Annotated in this window: 13 protein-coding genes; 2 read left to right on the top strand and 11 right to left on the bottom strand. The window is 71.7% G+C overall.

What is annotated here, in order from left to right:
- Nucleotides 1–167 precede the first annotated feature (167 nt).
- The 11 genes from QMG73_RS44445 to QMG73_RS44395 form a co-directional block, all read right to left on the bottom strand.
- Nucleotides 168–3,887: an ABC transporter ATP-binding protein gene (locus QMG73_RS44445; protein WP_281906002.1), complete on the bottom strand. Its 3,720-nt coding sequence runs from the start codon at nt 3,885–3,887 to the stop codon at nt 168–170.
- The gene (locus tag QMG73_RS44440; RefSeq protein WP_281906000.1) at nt 3,884–4,300 is read right to left on the bottom strand and encodes a MarR family transcriptional regulator; all 417 of its coding nucleotides are present in this window, start codon (nt 4,298–4,300) and stop codon (nt 3,884–3,886) included. Before QMG73_RS44440 ends, QMG73_RS44445 begins: the two co-directional genes overlap by 4 nt.
- Nucleotides 4,301–4,684: 384 nt before the next feature.
- The gene (locus tag QMG73_RS44435; protein WP_281905999.1) at nt 4,685–6,685 is read right to left on the bottom strand and encodes a protein kinase domain-containing protein; all 2,001 of its coding nucleotides are present in this window, start codon (nt 6,683–6,685) and stop codon (nt 4,685–4,687) included.
- Entirely contained in the window at nt 6,682–8,301 is a 1,620-nt protein-coding gene (locus QMG73_RS44430; RefSeq protein ID WP_281905998.1) for a cation:proton antiporter, read from the bottom strand. The genes QMG73_RS44435 and QMG73_RS44430 overlap by 4 nt, the downstream gene beginning before the upstream one ends.
- Nucleotides 8,298–9,098 carry a protein kinase domain-containing protein gene (locus tag QMG73_RS44425; RefSeq protein WP_281905996.1) on the bottom strand — a complete coding sequence of 267 codons (801 nt, stop codon included), beginning with the start codon at nt 9,096–9,098 and terminating at the stop codon, nt 8,298–8,300. The genes QMG73_RS44430 and QMG73_RS44425 overlap by 4 nt, the downstream gene beginning before the upstream one ends.
- A gap of 23 nt (nt 9,099–9,121) precedes the next feature.
- Nucleotides 9,122–9,691: an FHA domain-containing protein gene (locus QMG73_RS44420; RefSeq protein WP_281905994.1), complete on the bottom strand. Its 570-nt coding sequence runs from the start codon at nt 9,689–9,691 to the stop codon at nt 9,122–9,124.
- Nucleotides 9,688–10,107 (bottom strand): hypothetical protein, encoded by a 420-nt coding sequence (locus QMG73_RS44415; protein ID WP_281905992.1) that lies wholly within the window; start codon nt 10,105–10,107, stop codon nt 9,688–9,690. Before QMG73_RS44415 ends, QMG73_RS44420 begins: the two co-directional genes overlap by 4 nt.
- 2 nt (nt 10,108–10,109) lie before the next feature.
- Nucleotides 10,110–11,657 (bottom strand): hypothetical protein, encoded by a 1,548-nt coding sequence (locus QMG73_RS44410; RefSeq protein WP_281905989.1) that lies wholly within the window; start codon nt 11,655–11,657, stop codon nt 10,110–10,112.
- Nucleotides 11,658–11,763: 106 nt separating this feature from the next.
- Nucleotides 11,764–13,059 (bottom strand): pectate lyase family protein, encoded by a 1,296-nt coding sequence (locus QMG73_RS44405; protein ID WP_281905986.1) that lies wholly within the window; start codon nt 13,057–13,059, stop codon nt 11,764–11,766.
- Nucleotides 13,060–13,091: 32 nt separating this feature from the next.
- On the bottom strand, nt 13,092–15,443 hold the full coding sequence (locus QMG73_RS44400; protein ID WP_281905984.1) for a transglycosylase domain-containing protein: 2,352 nt from the start codon (nt 15,441–15,443) through the stop codon (nt 13,092–13,094).
- A 358-nt stretch (nt 15,444–15,801) separates the two neighbouring features.
- Nucleotides 15,802–16,578 (bottom strand): TetR/AcrR family transcriptional regulator, encoded by a 777-nt coding sequence (locus tag QMG73_RS44395; protein WP_281905983.1) that lies wholly within the window; start codon nt 16,576–16,578, stop codon nt 15,802–15,804.
- Nucleotides 16,579–16,664: 86 nt separating this feature from the next.
- Here QMG73_RS44395 and QMG73_RS44390 point away from each other — a divergent pair, with 86 nt between their 5' ends.
- Together QMG73_RS44390 and QMG73_RS44385 are read left to right on the top strand one after the other, a co-directional pair.
- A complete protein-coding gene (locus QMG73_RS44390; protein WP_281905982.1) occupies nt 16,665–17,618 on the top strand; it encodes an ATP-binding cassette domain-containing protein in 954 nt (317 codons plus the stop codon).
- Nucleotides 17,615–18,457 carry an ABC transporter permease gene (locus QMG73_RS44385; protein ID WP_281905981.1) on the top strand — a complete coding sequence of 281 codons (843 nt, stop codon included), beginning with the start codon at nt 17,615–17,617 and terminating at the stop codon, nt 18,455–18,457. The genes QMG73_RS44390 and QMG73_RS44385 overlap by 4 nt, the downstream gene beginning before the upstream one ends.
- The last annotated feature ends 653 nt before the right edge of the window (nt 18,458–19,110 follow it).

Here is a 19,110-nt window from a genome sequence, read left to right as displayed (position 1 = left end):
ATCCGCAGCGAACGCCAACAACGCTGGGGCCGACCCCGCACCAAGGCGGCCTGACGACCAGACCCGGTGAACGTTCATGGTCACCGCACTAGCCCGCACCGTGATCAGGGCGTCCCTGAAGTAGCCCTAACGACTTGAGGGACGCCCTGATCACGGGTTGACGATGATCATCGGAGGGCGGGGGCGCCGGTGTAGGCGCGCCACTGGGACGCGTACGTGCCGCCCGCCGCCAGCAACTCCTCGTGGGTGCCCACCTCGACGAGCCGCCCGTGCTCCAGGACCGCGATCCGGTCGGCGCGCGCCGCCGTGGTCAGCCGGTGCGCCACCACCAGCGTCGTGCGCCGCCGGGCGAGGCGGTCGGCCGCGCGCGTCACCGCGGCCTCCGTCGCCAGGTCCAGCGCGGCCGTCGCCTCGTCCATCAGCAGGATGTCGGGATCCACCAGCTCCGCGCGGGCCAGGGCGAGCAGCTGCCGCTGCCCCGCCGACAGGTTGCGGCCGCGCTCGGCGACCTGGTGCCGGTACCCGCCGTCGAGGTGCGCGATCATCTCGTGGGCGCCCACCGCACGGGCCGCCGCCTCGACCTGCGCGTCGGTGGCGTCCGGCCGGCCGTACGCGATGGTGTCGCGCACCGAGCCCGGAAACAGGTACGCCTCCTGGGGCACCAGGCCGAGCCGGTGCCGGTACCCGGGAAGGTCGAAACGGCGGACGTCGACGCCGTCGACGAGCACCGCGCCGCCGGTGGCGTCGTAGAACCGGGAGACGAGCTTGACCATGGTGGACTTGCCGGCGCCGGTCTGACCGACCAGGGCGACCGTCTCCCCCGGCGCCACCCGCAGCGTGACGCCGCGGATCGCCTCCGGGGCCTGCGGCCCATAGGCGAAGCGGACGTTCTCGAACGAGACGGCGCCCGCCAGCCGTGCCGGCACCGCGACGGGCGCGCTCGCGACGGGTGTACTGCTCGGCGTGCGCAACAGGTCCCGCACCCGGCTGAGGCCGACGGCGGCCTGCTGGTACCCGTCGAACACCTGCGACAGCTGCTGGATCGGCGCGAAGAACATGTCGATGTACAGCAGGTAGGCGATCAGCGCCCCGGTGGTGAGCGTGCCGGCGTGCACGAGGCGGGCGCCCGCGATCAACGCGAGCGCCGCCGCGACGCTCGACAGCAGCTGGACGAACGGGAAGTAGGTGGCGATGTACCGCTGCGCCCGGGTGCGGCTGACCCGGTAGTCGTCGCTCAGCTCGGCGAACCGCCCGCGGTTGTACGCCTCCCGCCGGTACGCCTGCGTGATCCGCATCCCGGCGACGTTCTCCTGCAGGTCGGCGTTGACGATGCTGACCTTGTCCCGCGCCTCGGTGTACGCCTTCGCGGACTTCGCCCGGAACACCGCGGTGGCCAGCACCATCACCGGCATCGTGCACAGCACGACGAGGCCCAGCTGGAGGTTGAGCACCAGCAGCGCGACCAGGATGCCGACGAAGGTGAGCACGCTGACCGCCGCCGTGACCAGTCCAGTTTGGAGGAACGAGGAGAACGCGTCGATGTCCGTGGTCATCCGCGTCATGATCCGGCCGGACATCTCGCGCTCGTAGTAGTCCAGGCCGAGCCGCTGCAGGTGGGCGAAGCTCTTGACCCGCAGGGAGTACAGCAGCCGCTCCCCGGTGCGTCCGGCCACCCGGATCTGGAGCACGTTGACCAGCAGGTCGACCAGTACCACGACCAGGCCGATCGCCGACACCACCGCGATGATGTGCGGCGCGCCCTGCCCGACGCCGTGGTCCACGCCGTCGCGGGTCAGCACCGGCAGGGTCAGGCTCAGCGCGGTGTCCACGGCCACCAGCGCCAGGGCGAGCAGCAGCGGGCCGGCGAGCGGGCGCAGCAGGCGGCGCAGGCTGAACGCGGGATCGGGTGCGCGTACCGCCGGCTCGTCCACGTGCGGCTCGCCGGTCGCCGGTGGCAGCGCCGCGACCTGGGCCAGCAGCTCCGGGGTCGGCGGCGCACCGGACAGCGCGCCCGCCATCGGCCCGTTGACGCCCCCGAATCCGCGCCCGCGGTTCGGGATGGCGCCGGCGGCCAGGTCCTTGGTGAGGTGATGCTCGGCGCCGGTGGCGATGGACTCCCACAGCTCCGCCGTGACTCCCTCCGTCGCCGGTGGTGGCTCCGGGGCGTCTCCCGGACCGGTCAGCAGCAGCCGGTACAGCGGACAGCGGGCGGTCAGCTCCTCGTGCGTACCGGTATCGACGACGCGGCCCTCGTCGAGTACCGCGATCCGGTCGGCGAGGGCGAGCGTCGAACGCCGGTGCGCGATGAGGATCGTGGTGCGATCGCTCACCAACCCGTGCAGGGCCGCGTGGATCTCCGCCTCGACCTGGGCGTCCACGGCGGAGGTGGCGTCGTCGAGGACCAGCACCCGGGGGTCGGTGAGCAGCGCCCGGGCCAGCGACACCCGCTGTCGCTGCCCGCCGGACAGGGTCAGCCCTTGCTCGCCGATGACCGTGTCGTATCCGTCGGGCAGCGCCATGATGAACTCGTGCGCCTCGACCGCCCGCGCCGCGGCTTCGACCTCCGCGTCGGTGGCGTCGGGCCGCCCGTAGGCGATGTTGGCGCGCACGCTCTGCGAGAACAGGAAGCTGTCCTCCATGACGACGGCCACGGTGCCGCGCAACGACTCCAGGGTCAGCGAGCGCACGTCGTGGCCGCCGACGCGGACCACACCGGACCGCGGATCGTAGAAGCGTTGCAGCAGCAGCGACACCGTCGACTTGCCGGAGCCGGCGGTGCCGATCAGCGCGACGGTCTCCCCCGGACGCACCGACAGCGACAGGCCACGCAGCACCGGCGGCCCATCGCCGTACCCGAAGGTGACGTCCTCGAACGCGACACCGGCAGGTGCGGTGGCGGGCAGCGGCACGGCCGACGGCGACTCCGACGCCACCGGCCGCGAGTCGATGACCTCGAAGACCCGGATGACGCTGGCCTTGGCCTGCTGGCCGGCGGTGAGCAGGTTCGACAGCATCCGCACCGGCCCGACGAGCTGGGCCAGGTAGGCGGAGAAGGCCAGGAACGTGCCGAGGCTGATGTGGCCGTGTACGGCGAGCCAGCCACCGAGGGCGAGCACACCGACCTGACCGAGTGCGGGGATCGCCTGCAGCGTCGGGTTGTACCGGCTGTTGAGGCGGTTGGCCCGCAGCCGCGACGCGAACAGGCGGCGCGCGACCCGGGCCAGCTTGTCGAGCTCCTGCTCCTCCTGGCCGAACCCCTTGACGACCCGTACCCCGGTCACCGCGTCGTCGACCACCGAGGCGACCGCGCTGGCCTGCTGCTGCGCCTCCCAGGTGGCCGGAAACAGCTTGGTACGCGACAGCGTCGCCACCCACCACAGGCCCGGCCCGACGGCGAGCGCGATCAGGGTCAGCACCGGCGACAGCACCAGCATGACGGCCAGCGACAGCACGAACAGCAGCAGGTTTCCGACCATGATCGGCACCATGCTGAGCAGCCCCTGCACCATGGTGATGTCGGAGGTCGCCCGGCTGATGACCTGCCCGGTCGGCAGCTCGTCCTGGCGGGCGCCGTCGAGCCTGCCCAGCGCGCCGAACATCTCCGTACGCAGGTCGTGCTGCACGTCCAGCGCCAGCCGCCCGCCCTCGTACCGCCGCACATAGGAGGCCGCGTAGTTGACGACGGCGGCGGCGATCAGCAGGCCGGCCAGCGGTGCGAGGGGACGCTTGTCGGACAGGATCGCGTCGTCGACGATGGCACGCTGGATCAGGGGCGCCGCCGCGGTGACCGCCATCCCCACCACCGACGCCCCGAAGGCGAGCGCCACCCGGCCCCGGTAGCGCAGGCAGTACCCGAACAGCCGGCGCAGCCAGCCCCGCTCCCTCACCGCTCGGCCCTGGCGAGCCTGGCGTCCAGCGCCTCGCCGACGGCCCGCAGGCTGCCGAGAAACGCCTCCTGGTCGGGCACGCCGGCGAGCAACGGCTCCAGCCGGGCGAGGTAGGCCGCGTCGGCCCGCTCGAGCGCCTCCTGGCCCGCCTCGGTCAGCGACAGCCGCACGATCCGCCGGTCGCCCGCCTCACTCTCCCGCGCCACGTACCCAGCGGCGATCATGGCATCGGCGAGCGCGGTCACGGTCGGCTTGCGCACCGCGAGCCGCTCGGCGAGGCGCGCCGAGCGCAGCCCACCCTCGCTGAGCGCGGACAGCATCCGGTACTGCGGCACAGTCAGCTCGGCGTCAGCCGACTCCAGCACGCGGCTGAGCCGCGCCAGCACGCGCACCGCCTCGATAGGAACCCTCACAGTTCCCGACTCTAATAGTTAGCCCCTCTAACCACCATCCTCAATCACATATACCCCGGTCCGCGTCAGCGCCGGACCGCATGCTCCCGCGGGCACCGTTCCGGCCGGCGGCGAGCTAGCGCTCCCCGCCCCCCCCGACCTCCACTGCCAAGCCCGCACCCACCCCCACCGCGCGCCGCCTCGGGCCGCCGCGCGCCCACCCGCAGCGGCGCGCGGTGCCCGCGACGGCCCGCGACGGCGTGTCGCCACGCCGAGCACGCCGATCAAGGGCAAACGCACGCGGTTCGATCTCCCTTCCGCGTGCATTCGCCCTTGATCCACCCGAATGCCCTTGATCGGCGCGCGCAGCGCGCGACGACACGCCGGCGGGGGCGTGCGGCGCGGTCACGGGGTGAAGGTGCGGATCTCGATGTTGGCGAAGGTCACCGTGAAGGGTGGGGCGTGGTCGGGGGTCTGGGAGAAGATGCCCAGCACCACGCGGCCCTGGGCGAACGTGGCGTCCCGGACGGTGCCGACCGGGTCGCCGTCGCGTTCCACCGAGATGGTCGTACCCTCCACCGTCACGCCGACGCGGATCGTGTCGCCGAGCGGGAGCGCGCTGGCGAACGGCATCGTGCGTAGGACCCGCACCGTCCGCCCGTCGCCGGCACCGTGGGTCGCCAGGTAGTAGCCCTCCTGGCAGATCCGCAGCAGGTACCCGCCAGGGCCGTCGAACCGGAACCAGATGGCCGCGCACGTGCCCTGGGTGCGGAGGCGTACGTCGACGGCGACCGTGAAGTCGGTGTGCGGGTCCACCGGGCCCGGACACCGGTACGAGCCCTGCTGGTCGCGGGTGACCACCAGGGCGCCGTCGAAGCGGCAGGTGGTCTTCTCGGCCGTGTCGTCGCGGGTCCGCCAGCCGCGCGGCGCGGTCAGCGGGTCCTCGATCACCACCTGGCTGGCCCGGGCGGAGGCGCTCGCCGAAGCCGTGGGGGAAGCGGGTGTGGGCGCCGGGGCGCCGCCGCGGTCGGGAGGGAGCCTGCCGGTCACCACGCCGGCCACGGTCAGCGACGTGATGAAGACCGCGAGCGCCAGCGCCAGAGTGGCGATCCGCCCCATCCGCCCGCCGGCGCGAGGAGCCGGCAGGGCATGCGCACCGGCGGACGCGTCCGGCTCGGTGTCGCCGGCAACCGTCGCCGCCGGCACAGCGGAGGCGGAGCCCGACCCGCCCAAGCCGGGTGCGGCCAGGCCGGGCGAGCCGGACGCGACCGAGTCGGGCGCAGGCGGGATGGGCGGTGGGGCGGGATCGGGTGGGATCGGTGCGGCGCCGGGCTCGAACGACACCGGCGTTGGGGCTGGCGCGGAGAGGCCGAGCGGGCCGAGGTAGGTGGTCGCGGAGCCGGTTGACTCAGCCGCCCCGGCGAGTTCGGCGGCCGGGGCGGGTTCGGGTGGCGCCACCGCCGCCAGGCGGTTCGGGTGGTGGTCGGTGGCCGCCTGGGCCTCCTCGGCGGCGACGAGCAGGGCCGGCTGCTCGGCCAGGGCGGCCGCGACCACCGCTGGCCGGTGCGGGCCGGCGGTGAGCAGCATGTCGAGCAGTTCGCGGGCGGTGGGGCGCCGCGCCGGGTCCTTGGCCAGGGTCCGCTCGACCAGGTCGCGCAGCGGCGGCGCGAGTCCGGTCAGGTTGGGTTGCCCGGTGAGGATGCGGGCGGCGACCACGGCGGGCGTACCGGCACCGAACGGTGTGCGGCCGGAGCCCGCGTACGCGACGACCGCGCCCCAGGAGAAGACGTCCGCCGCCGGCGTCAGGGCGGTACCGGCGTCGGGCCCGAACCGCTCCGGAGCCATGTACGCCGCCGTGCCGACCATCTGGTTGGTACGCGTGTGCCGGCTGGTCGCCTCCACCGCCCGCGCGATGCCGAAGTCGATGACCTTCGGGCTGCCCGGCGCCAGCAGCACGTTGCTGGGTTTGAGGTCGCGGTGGATGACGCCCGCGCCGTGGATCGCGGTCAGCGCGGTGGCCACCCCGATCGCGAGCCCGTGCAGGTTGGCGGGGGTGAGCGGGCCGCGCTCCTCCACCACGGTCGCCAGGCTGGGGCCGTCGACGTACTCCACGACGAGGTACGGGCGCTCGTGGTCCGGGTCGGCGTCGAGCACCTCCGCGGTGCAGAACGGCGGCACCTGCCGGGCCCGGTCGACCTCGCCGCGGAACCGCCGCCGGAACTCGTCGTCGATCGTCAGCTCGGCCCGGATCACCTTGATGGCCACCTGCCGGGCGTCGGGGTCGCGGGCGAGGTACACGGTGCCCATGCCGCCCTCGCCGAGCCGCCCGAGAACCTCGTACCGGCCAAGCCGCCGCAGGTCACCCGGGCGCAGCGAGGCACCCCGCGGCCCCTGGTCGCCGCTCATGCACGCGTCACCAGCGAGCGACCCGCGGACGTCAGCAGGACGTCGGGCCGCACCGCCTCGACCTGAGCGGCCAGGTCGGCCTCGGGGTCGCGGCTGAACCGCACCAGTACCGGCGCGGCGAGCCCGCGGGCCCGCACCGACTCGGCGAGCCCGGCCAGCTCGTCCATGGCGGCCGTCATCGCCAGCAGTTCCTCCGACAGTCCACTGCCGACCTCCAGCGGTGTCGTGGGCGCCGGCACGAGGCGGCTCAGGACGACCTCGGCCGGCCCGCCCGCGGCGGCCGCCAGGTCGGCGGCCTGGTCGACGAGCGGACGGGCCGCGTCACCAGCGGGCAGCGATACCAGTACCCGGTAGCCGGCCGGCGCGGCGGCCGCCGCGCGCTCCGCCTCCAGGATGTCCCGCTCGATCGTCCGTTGTGGATAGACGACGGCGAGCAGCGGGCCCGCCATCGCGGTGGTGACGAGCGCCATCACCACCATCATCGAGAAGACCCGCTGGTCGATGAGGCCGAGTTGCAGGCCAACGGTCAGGATGACGATCTCGGTGAGCCCGCGGGTGTTCATGAGGATGGCGAGGGCGCCCGACTGCCGGCTGGGCACCCGGTTCAGCCGCGCGGCCGCGTACGCGCCGGCGAACTTGCCGCCGATCGCCACGGCCAGGATCGCGCCGAGCTCCAGCAGGCCGGTGCCGCCGATCGTCGACAGGTCGACGCGCAGCCCGGAGAGGACGAAGAAGACCGGCAGCAGGAGCAGGACGCTGACCTGTTCGAGGCGTTCGAGGATCTCGACGCGCAGCACGTCGCCGGTACCGGTCTTCGGCATGACCGCGCCGAACAGGAAGGCGCCGAAGATGGCGTGCAGGCCCAGCCACTCGGTGGCCACGCAGGACAGCAGCATGCCGGTGAGCACGACCGCGAGGATGTCCGGGGTGAGGCGCCCGGCGCGGTCGCGGGCGGCGACGAGGCGGCGCAGGAGCGGCCGCACGACGAGGAGCATCAACGCCAGGTACGGCGCCGAGAGCAGGATCACCCACGACGAGCCACCGTCGGCGCCGGCGATGCCCACGACGACGGCGAGCAGCGACCAGGCGACCACGTCGTCGACGGCGGCGCTGGCGAGCGCGAGCCCGCCGACCGGTGTGCGCACCATGCCGCGGTCGGTGAGGATGCGGGCCAGTACCGGAAACGCGGTGACCGACATCGCCGCGCCGATGAACAGCGCGAACGGCACCTCGTCGGTGACGCCGTGCCGGCCGGCGAGCCACAGGGCGAGCACGACGCCGAGGCCGAGCGGCACCACGACGGACCCGATCGACACCGAGGTCGCCGTCCGGCCGCGACCGCGCAGCGACGCCTGGTCCAGCTCGTAGCCGACGATGAACATGAACAGGACCAGGCCCAGGTTGGCGAGCCCGGACAGGGCCGGCCGGATGTCGGTGGGCATGAGCCTGTCGGTGACCGCCGTGCCGAACAGCGTCGGTCCAATGAGGATGCCGGCCACGATCTCGCCGATCACGGGCGGCTGGCCGACCATGCGGGCCAGCCGGCCCAGCACCCGGGCGAGCACGATGATGGCCGCGATCGCCAGCAGGAACTGCATGACGGCGTGCGCGCTCACCGGACGCCGTCCCGGATCTGGTCGAGGCGGTCCGCCACGGCGCCGGCGGATGGACGCTCCACAGTGGGGGCTATGCAGTCCCGCACGAGGGCGGCCACCGGCTCGGGCAGCGCGTCGCTGAGCTTCGGCGGGGTCGACAGCACCCGCCGCAGGGCCAGCAGGCCGTCCTCCTCGGGCAGCGGGCCGTAGACGCCGGTGCCGGCCACCACGCGGTGCACCAGCATCCCCAGGGACCACACGTCGTTGGCGGGTCCGGGCGCCTCGCCGAGCAGCAGGCTCGGGTCCACGTACTCGACGGCGTCCAGTCCACCCATGCCGGTGAGCGTGACGCCCTCGGCGAACACCTGCGCCAGGCCGAGGTCGGACAGCTGCGCCCCGCTCTCGTGGAGCAGGACGTTGCCGGGCTTGATGTCGCGGTGCACGATGCCGGCGGCGTGCAGGGCGGCCGCCGCCCGTGCCGCGTGCGCGGCGGCCCGTAGAGCGTCCCCTGTGGACAGCGGCGACGCCGGGGAGGCGAGCGAGCCGCCCGGCAGGTACGCCGTCGAGTAGTAGAAGACGCCGTCCTGCTGCCCGGCGTCGTACGGGGCGACCAGGTACGGCGAGCGGACCGCGGCGAACGCCTTCAGCTCGCGGGTGGCACGGCGGAAGGCGGTCGCGGTCGACTCCGCCGCCAGCACCTTGACGGCCACCTGGTCCGCGTCGATGGGCAGCCGGGCCGGCCGGTTGGCCAGGTAGTAGTGGCCGTGGTTGCCCGAGCCGAGCGCTCTGATGAACTCGTAGTCGGCGATGCCGCGCATGTGCTCTCCTGGATCGGTCCGGTTCACGGGTTGCGGTGCGACTCGTAGCGCAGCCACCGCGACCCGAACAGCACGCGGGTGCCGGGCCGGATCTCGGCGGGCTTGCCCGGGTCGAGCCGGCGCGGGCTGGGCTCGCCGGGCGGTTCCACGTGGGTGCCGTTGACCGAGCCGAGGTCGGTGGCCCGCACGGTCCAGCCGTCGAGCGAGATCCGCAGGTGATGCCGGGAGACGCCGCTGACCGCGCCGGACACGCGCAGCGCCCGGCTGCCGGCGGCCACCGCGGGATTCCGATGTGGATCCCGGCCGACGACGTAGTCGGCGTCGAGCCGGAACGTCGCGCCGTCGTCGAGCAGCAGCACGCCCAGCGGCGGCCGCGGCCCGAGCACCGTCACGTGCGTCAGCTGCGCCATGGAGATGCCGCAGCGCTGGCAGTAGCGCAGGGCGGGATCGTTGAAGTGGCGGTTGGCGCAGTGCACGCCCTCGACGAGGACGACCGAGGGCCCGTCGTAGCGCACCGTGGGCGCGTCGTCGGCGCCGGGGATCAGCAGCACGGCCTCGAAAGGCGCGGTGGGGTCGGGTTGGCGCGGGCTCATATCAGCCGCCCTCCGTGAAAGCGCCAGCGCGGGAACGGCACCCGCATCGGCCCGTTGGCGACCAGCCAGACCGCGATCCAGACGGCGAGGAAATGCGCGGCATACGCCGCCAGCGACGGCGCCGCGTCCACAGTGGGCACCGCGCCGCGCTTCAGCAGCGCCCACAGCAGCAGCCCCTCTGGTACCGCGGTGAGCAGCCCGAACAGCGATGGCCAGTCCTTCTCCCAGCGGAACTGCATCAGCAGGTGGTACAGCAGCTCCCAGCCGACGCCGAGCACCGCGACGGCGGCCAGGATGGCGAACGTGGTGCCGTAGGTAGCACCGACGAGCGGCGTGACGATGGCGGTCACCGCCGAGCCCACGAAGGCGAGCAGGAACAGCCGGGTCTGTATCCGACCCAGCAGCACGGGTACCACGCTCAGGCCTCCTTCACCGGGCGGCCGAGCGCCCACCGTACCCACTGGGTGGCCGACCGGATCGGGCCGATGCGGCGGCAGAAACCGCGCCGGGCGAGGTCGTCGGTGATTTCCTGCGCGCCTACCTGGAGGCCCAGGAACGTGTCGACGCCCGGGAAGTACCCGCCGAGCGTCGCGGCGCCCGTGGCGTACAGCGCGCCGTCTCCGCTCGCCGTGCCCTTGATCTCGAAGTGCCGCTCGACATCCAGCCGGCCCAGCGGGTTGCGGCCCGCGCCGGCGTGGCTGAGCAGGTCGGCCAGGATGCGGTGCTCGGCGATGTCGGCCTCCAGGCCGGTGCAGTCGATGATGTAGTTGGAGCCGATCTTCTGGGTGGCTGATTCGCCCGTGAGGTCGCTGGTCACGATGCTGGTGAGGGTGCCGTCGACGCCGGGCTCGACCCGCTCCACCACGCCCTGGAACGCCTCGTACCAGCCGCCCTCCCGGCCGGCGCGCATCTGCTGCTGCCACCGGCGGCGCTTCGGGGTGTTGGTGCCGCCCATCTCCTTGTAGAGGGCCGCGCGCTCGGCGCCGTCAAGCTTGCGCATGCGGGCCTTGAGCTGGCCGCCCCACACCGACTTGGGGTAGTTGAAGCCCTGGTACGCCCAGCCGTCGCCGCCCTTGCGGCGGGCCCAGAGGTGCGGGCCGTGCGCGCCGGTGACGAAGGTGCGGAAGATGTGCACGATCCTGGTCTGTAGGTTGTGCCGCTCCCGGTCGTCCATCAGCCGTTGCAGCACCCGGGACGCGACGATGCCGCCGCCCCGGACGACGACGGTGCCGGGGCGGGTCTTGAGGAACTCGTAGACGTGCTCGTGCGGCTCGTAGGCGTTGACCACCCGCGTGTAGTCGCCGTACTTCTCCCGGAACTCCTGCAGGTCCGGCAGGAACCGCAGGCCGGGGTAGCCGACCGCGACGTGCGCGAACCGCGACCGGTACGCGATCCGGCGCGTCTCGCTGGTGCCCTCCGGCGGGGTGAGGATCGTGAAGTAGCCGCCCTTGTCGCGGCGGCGCACCATCCGCACCACACCCCGGTCCAGCATCCGGGAGTAGCCGATGCGGGCGGCCTCCCGGGCCATGCTCGTGAAGACGTCGCCCACCCGAGGGGTCCAGTAGTCCGCGAAGATGGGCTCGCCGAGAACGTGGAGCAGGGGGCGGATGGTGCGGTCACGCCACGCCTCGCTGAGCGCGTACGACGGGAAGCCCCAGATGTTGTCCGGCCGCGACGAGGAGTCCGAGCGGATCCGCTCCGGCTCCGGTATCTGCGAGACGCGGGTCAGGTACTGGTACGTCTGCCACGGCTGGTCGATGTTGGACAGTACCCGGATGTCAGAGGTCGGCACGCCCGCGATGCGCAGGTAGTCGACCAGTACGAACGAGCCGATCCCGCCGCCCACGGTGACGAACGGGGCGTCGCGTACGGGGATGCCGGCCGACTCGACGAGGGCGTCGGACCAGACCGGTGTATCCAGCAGTGCCGGGGTCAGATCCCCACGGCCATGTTCCCGCCCGCCCATACCCGCTCCCCCGTGACGCGCCCGCGCGGCGAGGCGCGGACGTGTTGATCCGTGATGCACACACGGATAGCACGCCCGCGCAAGGTGACGGTCGGTAGAGAGCGCCTTACGGCGCGAGGCTGTTCAGGTACCGCTCGACGTTGGTGTAGCCGTCCGCCGCGTAGTCGTCGCCGTCGCCGGCGTTCGCCGGGTTCAGCCCGTTGGACACCTCCCACGCGTCCGGCATGCCGTCGCGGTCGCCGTCGGCCGGTGCCGCGCCGCCCGCGAGCGAGCCGAAGCCGCCGACCGCCGCCGGATCGGTGATGATCGCGCCGGTCTGGCGGGTCAGGTCGGCGATCAGCCTGCGGTCGACGGCGTCCCGGCGCAGGGACGCACCGGCCCGGTCGACGACCGCCTGGTGTGCGGCCGCGGCCGATACGGCGGTGATCGCCGGGAACGGGAACGGCGCCGGTTCGACCACGACGTTGCCGAGGTCGGCGACCGTCGTCGGCCGGCCGTCGAGGGTGCCGTCCTTGTCCGCGTCGTAGTAGTTGCCCGACGCGTAGATGTGGAAGTTCAGGTTGCCGCGCGTGAACGGGCCGGCGGAGCCGGTCGACGGGCCCTTGACGAAGTAGTTGCCGATCACGTTGGCGTCGCTGCGCCCGGCGGAGTCGCCCTCGATGTAGGCGTCGGACCCCCAGTTGTAGACCACGTTGTTGACGAACTGGTTGCGGCCCTTGACCTTCGGGTTCCGGGTCTTGTTGTGCGCGTACAGGTTGCGGAACAGGGTCACGCCGTCGCTCTGGATCAGCCCGCCGCACGAGTGCGGGTCGAGGCCCTCGGAGATGATCGAGTTCTGCACCGTGATGTTGGTGCTGCTGTTGATGGAGAAGTTCTCGTCACGGCCCCAGGAGACCGAGACGTGGTCGAAGATCTGGTTGCTGCCCTCGTTGATGGTGATGCCGTCGCGGTTCTGGTTCGGCGTCAGCCCGTGCCGGAACCGCATGTATCGCACGATCACGTTGTTGGCGTTCGAGAGCGAGACCTGGTACCCGCGGGTGGCGACGCCCTCGCCCGGAGCCGTCTGGCCGGCGACCGTGATGTTGCTCTTGATGCTCAGCGGCGAAGCCAGGTTGATGTATCCGCCGACGTCGAACACCACGATCCGTGGCCCTTGGCTGACCGCGTCGCGGAACGAGCCGGCGCCGGAGTCGTTCAGGTTCGTCACGTGGTAGACGGGGCCACCGCGTCCCCCGGTCACGGCCGCGCCGAAGCCGACCGCGCCGGGGAAGGCGGGTGCCGCCGCGAGCGGCGCCGACGTCTGGGCGCTCACCCGCGGGGCGAGAAGTGTCGTGGCCGACGCGGCCAGCGTGGCGAACGTCGCGCCGAGGGCGACCGCCATGAGGGCACGGGATCGCTGCATGAATTGAAAGCTATCAATTCAATTGGCGAGCGTCAATCTCGTGGTCGTATGGAGAAGTCGGGCCTGGGTTGCACCGGGCCGTCGTTGTCGTCGTCATCGCCGCCACCGTCGTCATCGCGACCACCGCAGGCGCCCTCCGGCAGCAGGTCGCACGGGTCGACGGGCTTGTCCTGCGGCTTGACGCCGTTCGGGTACGGGCTGTTGGGGTCGCCGATGTTCTTGCGCGCGGCGAACGACTCCCGCTCGAGGTCCAGGTCCTTGTGCACCTGCTCCATGAACAGTTCCCAGATGGTCGCTGGCGTGCCGCCACCGCTCATGGAACCGCCGCCGGGCTCCTTGATGGCTCTGCGCGCGCCGGAGGTGCCGACCCAGACCGCGGCCGCCACCTGATGGGTCGCGCCGACCATCCACGCGTCGCCGCTGGCACCCTTACCGCTGTCGTCCAGCTCCCAGGTGCCGGTCTTGCCGATCGCCTCGCGACCGCCGGCGAGCCCGTTGCCGACGCTGCCCGGGATCTGCTTGAGCACCGAGTTGATGTTGTCGATCTCGGCCTCGTCGAACTTCCGCACCGACTTGATCTTCTCGCCGCTGCCCGGCACCCGGTCGTACTTGCCGGTCGCCGGGTTGCGCTTCTCGACCTTCTCGATGAAGTGCGCCTTGACGAAGTTGCCGCGGTTGGCGAGGGTCGCCACGCCGTTCGCGTGGTCGAGCACCGTCACCGGGTACTGGCCGAAGCCGACCTGGATGTCGAAGTACTTCGGCGCGACGGTCTTCGGGTCGGCCTTGGCGATGTCGTGCACCTTGCCGGTCGCGGTGTCCTTCATGAGCGTGATGCCGGCGTCGCGGGCCGCCTGCACGACCTTCTCCGGACCGAGTTCCTTGGAGATCCAGTAGAACGGCGCGTTGTACGACTGGACCGTGGAATGCTCAAGCGTGCAGGACTTGCCGCAGGGGATGTTGGTGCGGCCCGCGTTGTTGATGACGCGGTCGCCGTCCTTGAGCTTGGTCAGGTCCCAGTACGAGTCCACCTGGATGCCGGCGCGCATCGCCGCCGCCAGCGTGTAGATCTTGAAGGTCGAGCCGGGCGCGTGCGGCCCGGTGCCGTCGCCGTTCAGGCCCGCGAAGTCCGTACCCGTGCCGTTGTCGCCGCCGTAGTAGGCCATCACGCGGCCGTTCTTCGGGTTCACCGCCACGAGCGCCGCCTGGTAGTGGGCGGGCAGCTTCGACATCGGTGAGGTCTTGCTCGCCCGGCGCGCCGCGGCCTCGGCGGCCGCCTGCGCCTTCTTGTTGATCGTCGTGGTGATCCGGTAGCCGCCCTTCTTCCACTCGGCCGCCGGAATGCCCATCGCCTCCAACTCGTCGCGCACGTAGTTGACGACGTTGCCGGTCGGCTTGTCGAGACCGCAGCCCACCTGGCACTTCTTCGGGTCGTACTTGTTGAACTTCGGGTACTGCGCGGCGGCCCGCTCCTCCGCACTGAGCCACTTCTTCTCGACCATGTTGTTGAGCGTGTACTCCCACCGCGCCTGCGCCTCCGGCAGGTTCAGCTGCGGGTCGAAGCCCTGGTGCCCGGTCAGCGGGTCCGGCTCGGGCTGCTTGATCACCGACGCCAGGACCGCCGCCTCGGCAGCGGTCAACGCGTTCTTCTGACCGGGCTTGGCCACGGCCGACTTGCCGAAGTAGCACTGCGCGGCCGCCTCGATGCCATAGCAGCCGCGGCCAAGGTAGATGGCGTTGAGGTAGAAGCCGAGGATCTCGTCCTTCGTGTACTCCTGCTCCAGCTTGCGGGCCAGTACCGCTTCACGGATCTTGCGGTTGTAGTTGATCCCCGTCAGATCCGCCGCGTGCCGCGCGTACTGCTGCGTGATCGTCGAGGCACCCTGCTTGCCGCCACCGGTGAAGTTGTTCCACGCGGCGCGCATGATGCCCTTGACGTCGATGCCCTCGTGGTCTTCGAAGTTCTTGTCCTCGGCCGCGACCACCGCGTGCTTCACCAGCGGCGAGATCTCACCCGCCGGCACCACCGTGCGGTTGAACTCACCCAGCGTCGCCATCGTGTTGCCGTTCTCGAACACGATGCTGGTGGCCTGGAGCTCCTCGGTCCGGTACTCAGGCACGTCGTCGTAGAACCACGTCAGGCCGACCACCGCGCCGCCGGCCATGATGACCATCACGGCGAACGCGGCGACGAGCAGGTTGACGCGCTTGCGCCGCTTGGCCTTCTTGATGGCCGCCGGATCGCCGCCCTTGCCGCCCTTGCCACTCGCGGCTTTCCTCGCGGCGCGCCGCCCGGGACCCGTCGGACCCTCGGGGCCACCCGGGCCCTGCGGTGCGTCCGGGCTGCCGGACACCGGGGCGACGCCGGCCACGGACGCCCGACCCACCGTGGCACGACCCGCGGGAGCCGGCGCGGGGCTGACGGACGCCCGACCGCCGACGCTCGCCCGACCCGTACCCACCGGCGCCGAACCGACCGACGCCGAACCGACCGACGCAGAGCCGACCGACGCAGAGCCAACGGAGGCAGAGCCAACGGACGCCGAACCGACCGACGCGCGGCCGCTGCTTGTGCGCTGTGGTGGTTCGCCTACGGCGGGTCTGTTGTCACCCGTGGGGCCTGGAATCTGGGCCCGGCCGCGCGCGGCATTGACGTCGTCGTAGGCGTTCATCCCCTACACCATACGACAACGATCTTCGGCCATCATAGTCCACACAGGAGAGTCACGATAGCGACACGCTGTGTCAGCGCCCGGATTCCGTCGCCGCGGACCGCGCCCGCGAGTCGAGCAGGGCCGCGATCCCGTCGAGCACGCGCTGCAGCCCGAACTCGAAGGTCTCGTCCCAGCCGAGACCGAAGGCGTCATCGCTCATCGCGGCCATGTACGGGTAGTCGCCGGACTCCATCGCCTTGACGAGCACGGGGTACTGATGACTCCAGAACTCCTCGTCGGTCAGCCCGGTCTCCTCACCCACCGCCGCGTTCTGGATCCGCTGCCGGACGATGCCGGTGACGTACCCGTCCACCATGATCATGATGGAGACCCGCTCCTGGTCGGTGATGTCGAGCCCGCGCAGGCCGCGCACGAACAGCTCGACGCCGGCCAGGATGTTGGGCCCGAGCACCGGCCGGGTCCAGTTGACCTGGATCAGCCACGGGTGCCGCTGGTAGAGCTGGTAGGAGCCGCGCGCGGCCGTCTCGACCACCTCGCGCCAGCCCGCCTCCGCGATCCGGTCCGCGTCGTCGCCGAGCTCGCTGACCTTGTCGAGCATCAGGGCGAGCAGCTCCGCCTTGCCGGGCACGTGCCGGTACAGCGACATCGTGCCGGCACCGAGCTCGGCCGCGACGCGACGCATGGAGAGCGCCTCGATCCCCTCCCGGTCTGCGAGAGCGATCGCGGCGTCGACGATCCGCTCCAGATTGAGGCTGGGCTTGGGGCCGCGGCTGGGCCGCACCCATTCCCCCCAGAGCAGTTCCATGCTGCGCCGGAGCTGCTCGGCGGGCGTGCGTTCGCTGTTCATCGCCGCTCATCCTATAAATCGGGTGGCCTCTGGGTACAGCGTACGCTAATCTGCGTACGACGTACCCAGTTACGGGGAGGGACACCTTGTCAAGATCCGAGTACGCGGTCGTCGCGGACGGCCTGCGAAAGCGGTACCGCGACACCGTCGCGCTGGACGACCTGCACCTGGCCGTGCCCCGCGGCACGGTCTACGGGCTGCTCGGCCCGAACGGCGCCGGCAAGACCACGGCCGTGCGCATCCTCACCACCCTGGCCCGCTCGGACGGCGGCCGTGCCGAGGTGGCCGGTTACGACCTGCGCACGCAGGCGCGACTGGTACGGCGCCGGATCGGCCTGACCGGCCAGCAGACCGCCGTCGACGACTCGATCACCGCCCGGCAGAACCTGGTCATGTTCGGGCGGCTGTTCCACATCGGGAAGGTCGCGGCCCGGCGGCGCGCGGGCGAGCTGCTCGACCAGTTCGGGCTCGCCGACGCGGCCGACAAGGCGCCGAAGACGTTCTCGGGAGGCATGCGGCGCCGCCTCGACCTGGCCTCCAGCATGATCCTGGCGCCGGAGGTGCTGTTTCTCGACGAGCCCACCACCGGCCTGGACCCCGCCGGGCGGCGCGAGGTGTGGCAGCAGGTCGGCAAGCTGGCGGCCGCCGGCACCACGGTGCTGCTCACCACGCACTACCTGGACGAGGCCGACAGGCTCTGCGACCGGATCGGCGTCATCGACCACGGCCGCAACATCGTCGAGGACACGCCCGACGGGCTGAAGCGCCGGATCGGCAACGAGCGCCTCGAGGTCGTCGCCAGCGACCCTGGCGACCTGCCACAGATCACAGAGCTGTTGAACAAGGCCGGCTCCGGCGACCGTGAGGCCACTGTGGACGATACCGGGCTGGCCGCGAGCGTGGCCGTCACCGACGGCGTGCGGGCGCTGACCGAGGTCGCCGTCGAACTGCGCGAGCGGGGCGTCACGGTCGCCGACCTCGGCCTGCGCCGGCCCACCCTGGACGAGGCATTCCTGCACCTGACGGAGGGCGCGAAGTGACCACAGTGGACCTCGTACCGGACACGGACGACTCGCTCGCCAGCCGGACGAAATGGGCCGTCGTCGACTCCTGGACCGTCGTGCTCCAGGAGCTGACCCACCTGGTACGCCAGCCGTCGACGTTCGCCTGGCAGCTCGGGTTCCCGATCGTCATGGTGCTGCTGTTCGTGTACGTCTTCGGCAGCGCCATGGACGTCTCGGGCCAGGGCGCCGGCGAGGGCTACCTCGACTACGCGATGCCCGGCATGTTCACCCTCACCATGGCGTTCGGCTTCATGAACACGGCGTTCGCGGTGGCGATGACCAAGGAGAAGGGCTTCATCGACCGGTTCCGGTCGATGCCAATGGCCTCCTCGGCCGTGGTCACCGGCAGGGGCGTCGCCGACATCATCCACGCCACCGTCGACCTGACGATCCTCGTGATGATCGCCCTCGTACTCGGCTGGCGGCCCGGCGGCGGCCTCGGCGACACCTTCGCCGCGTTCGCGCTCCTGCTGTGGCTGCGGCTCGCGCTGATCTTCGTCGGCATCTTCCTCGGACTGCTGGTGAAGAACACCGAGATGGCGGGAAACCTGTTCGCGCTCGCGTTCCCGTTCGGGATGCTGTCCTCCGTGTTCTCGCCACCCGACCTGATGCCAGGATGGCTCGGCGCGATCGCCGCGTGGAACCCGGTCTCCTCCACGGCGGGCGCGATCCGTGACCTGTTCGCCTCCCCCGCGGTCGCGAGCGGCTACTGGATCGAGGACCACGCGATGACCGCCGCACTGATCTGGCCCGCCCTCATCATCGCCGCGTTCGTCCCCTTGGCCATCCGCCGCTACCAACACCTCAGCCAGTAACGACACCGCCCCACCCCACGCCGCACCGCGCGTGGTGCGCACCACGCGCCGCCGGGCCGCGCGCCACCACACCGCGCGCCGCACCGCGCGCGCCACCGCACCGCACCGCGCGCTGCGCCGCACCGCACCGCGCGCCGTGCGCGGCGCCCCGTGCGCCGCGCCGATCAAGGGCGAATGCACGCGGTTGGATCTCATTTCCGCGTGCATTCGCCCTTGATCCATGCGAATGCCCTTGATCGGCGAGGCGTGAACACGCCTCGCCGGCCGGCGGGGCACGCGCGCCGCCGTGCGCGGCCGCGCACAGGCGACGAACACGGACAGGCGCCACAGTCACCCTCGACGCGGGCCGATATGGACAGGCAGACCCCGATTCAGGAACACGATCAAGACCTGAGCTACCGCGACGTCCGTCGTGCGCAAGACCGCCGCTCCCGCAGCCTCACCCTCCGCGCACCCACAACCCCAGGGGGACACGCGGGGTGAGGCCGCGGGAGCAACGATCCCGCGCACGACGGACGTCGCGGTAGCTCAGACCTCGGTCCTGGTTCTGGGCTTGCCCTTACCCCGCGAAGGGTCGTCGATCAAGGGCATTCGCACGGCTCTCCTGTCTGATGTGTGGGTCAGGTGGGAGAGTTGCGGCCGGGTAGTGGGGT

Origin of the sequence: Phytohabitans aurantiacus, assembly GCF_027923225.1 — a bacterium.
GTDB lineage: Bacteria > Actinomycetota > Actinomycetes > Mycobacteriales > Micromonosporaceae > Phytohabitans > Phytohabitans aurantiacus.
The sequence above is the reverse complement of the archived record's forward strand: the minus strand, read 5'-3'. Positions and strand labels throughout refer to the sequence as shown.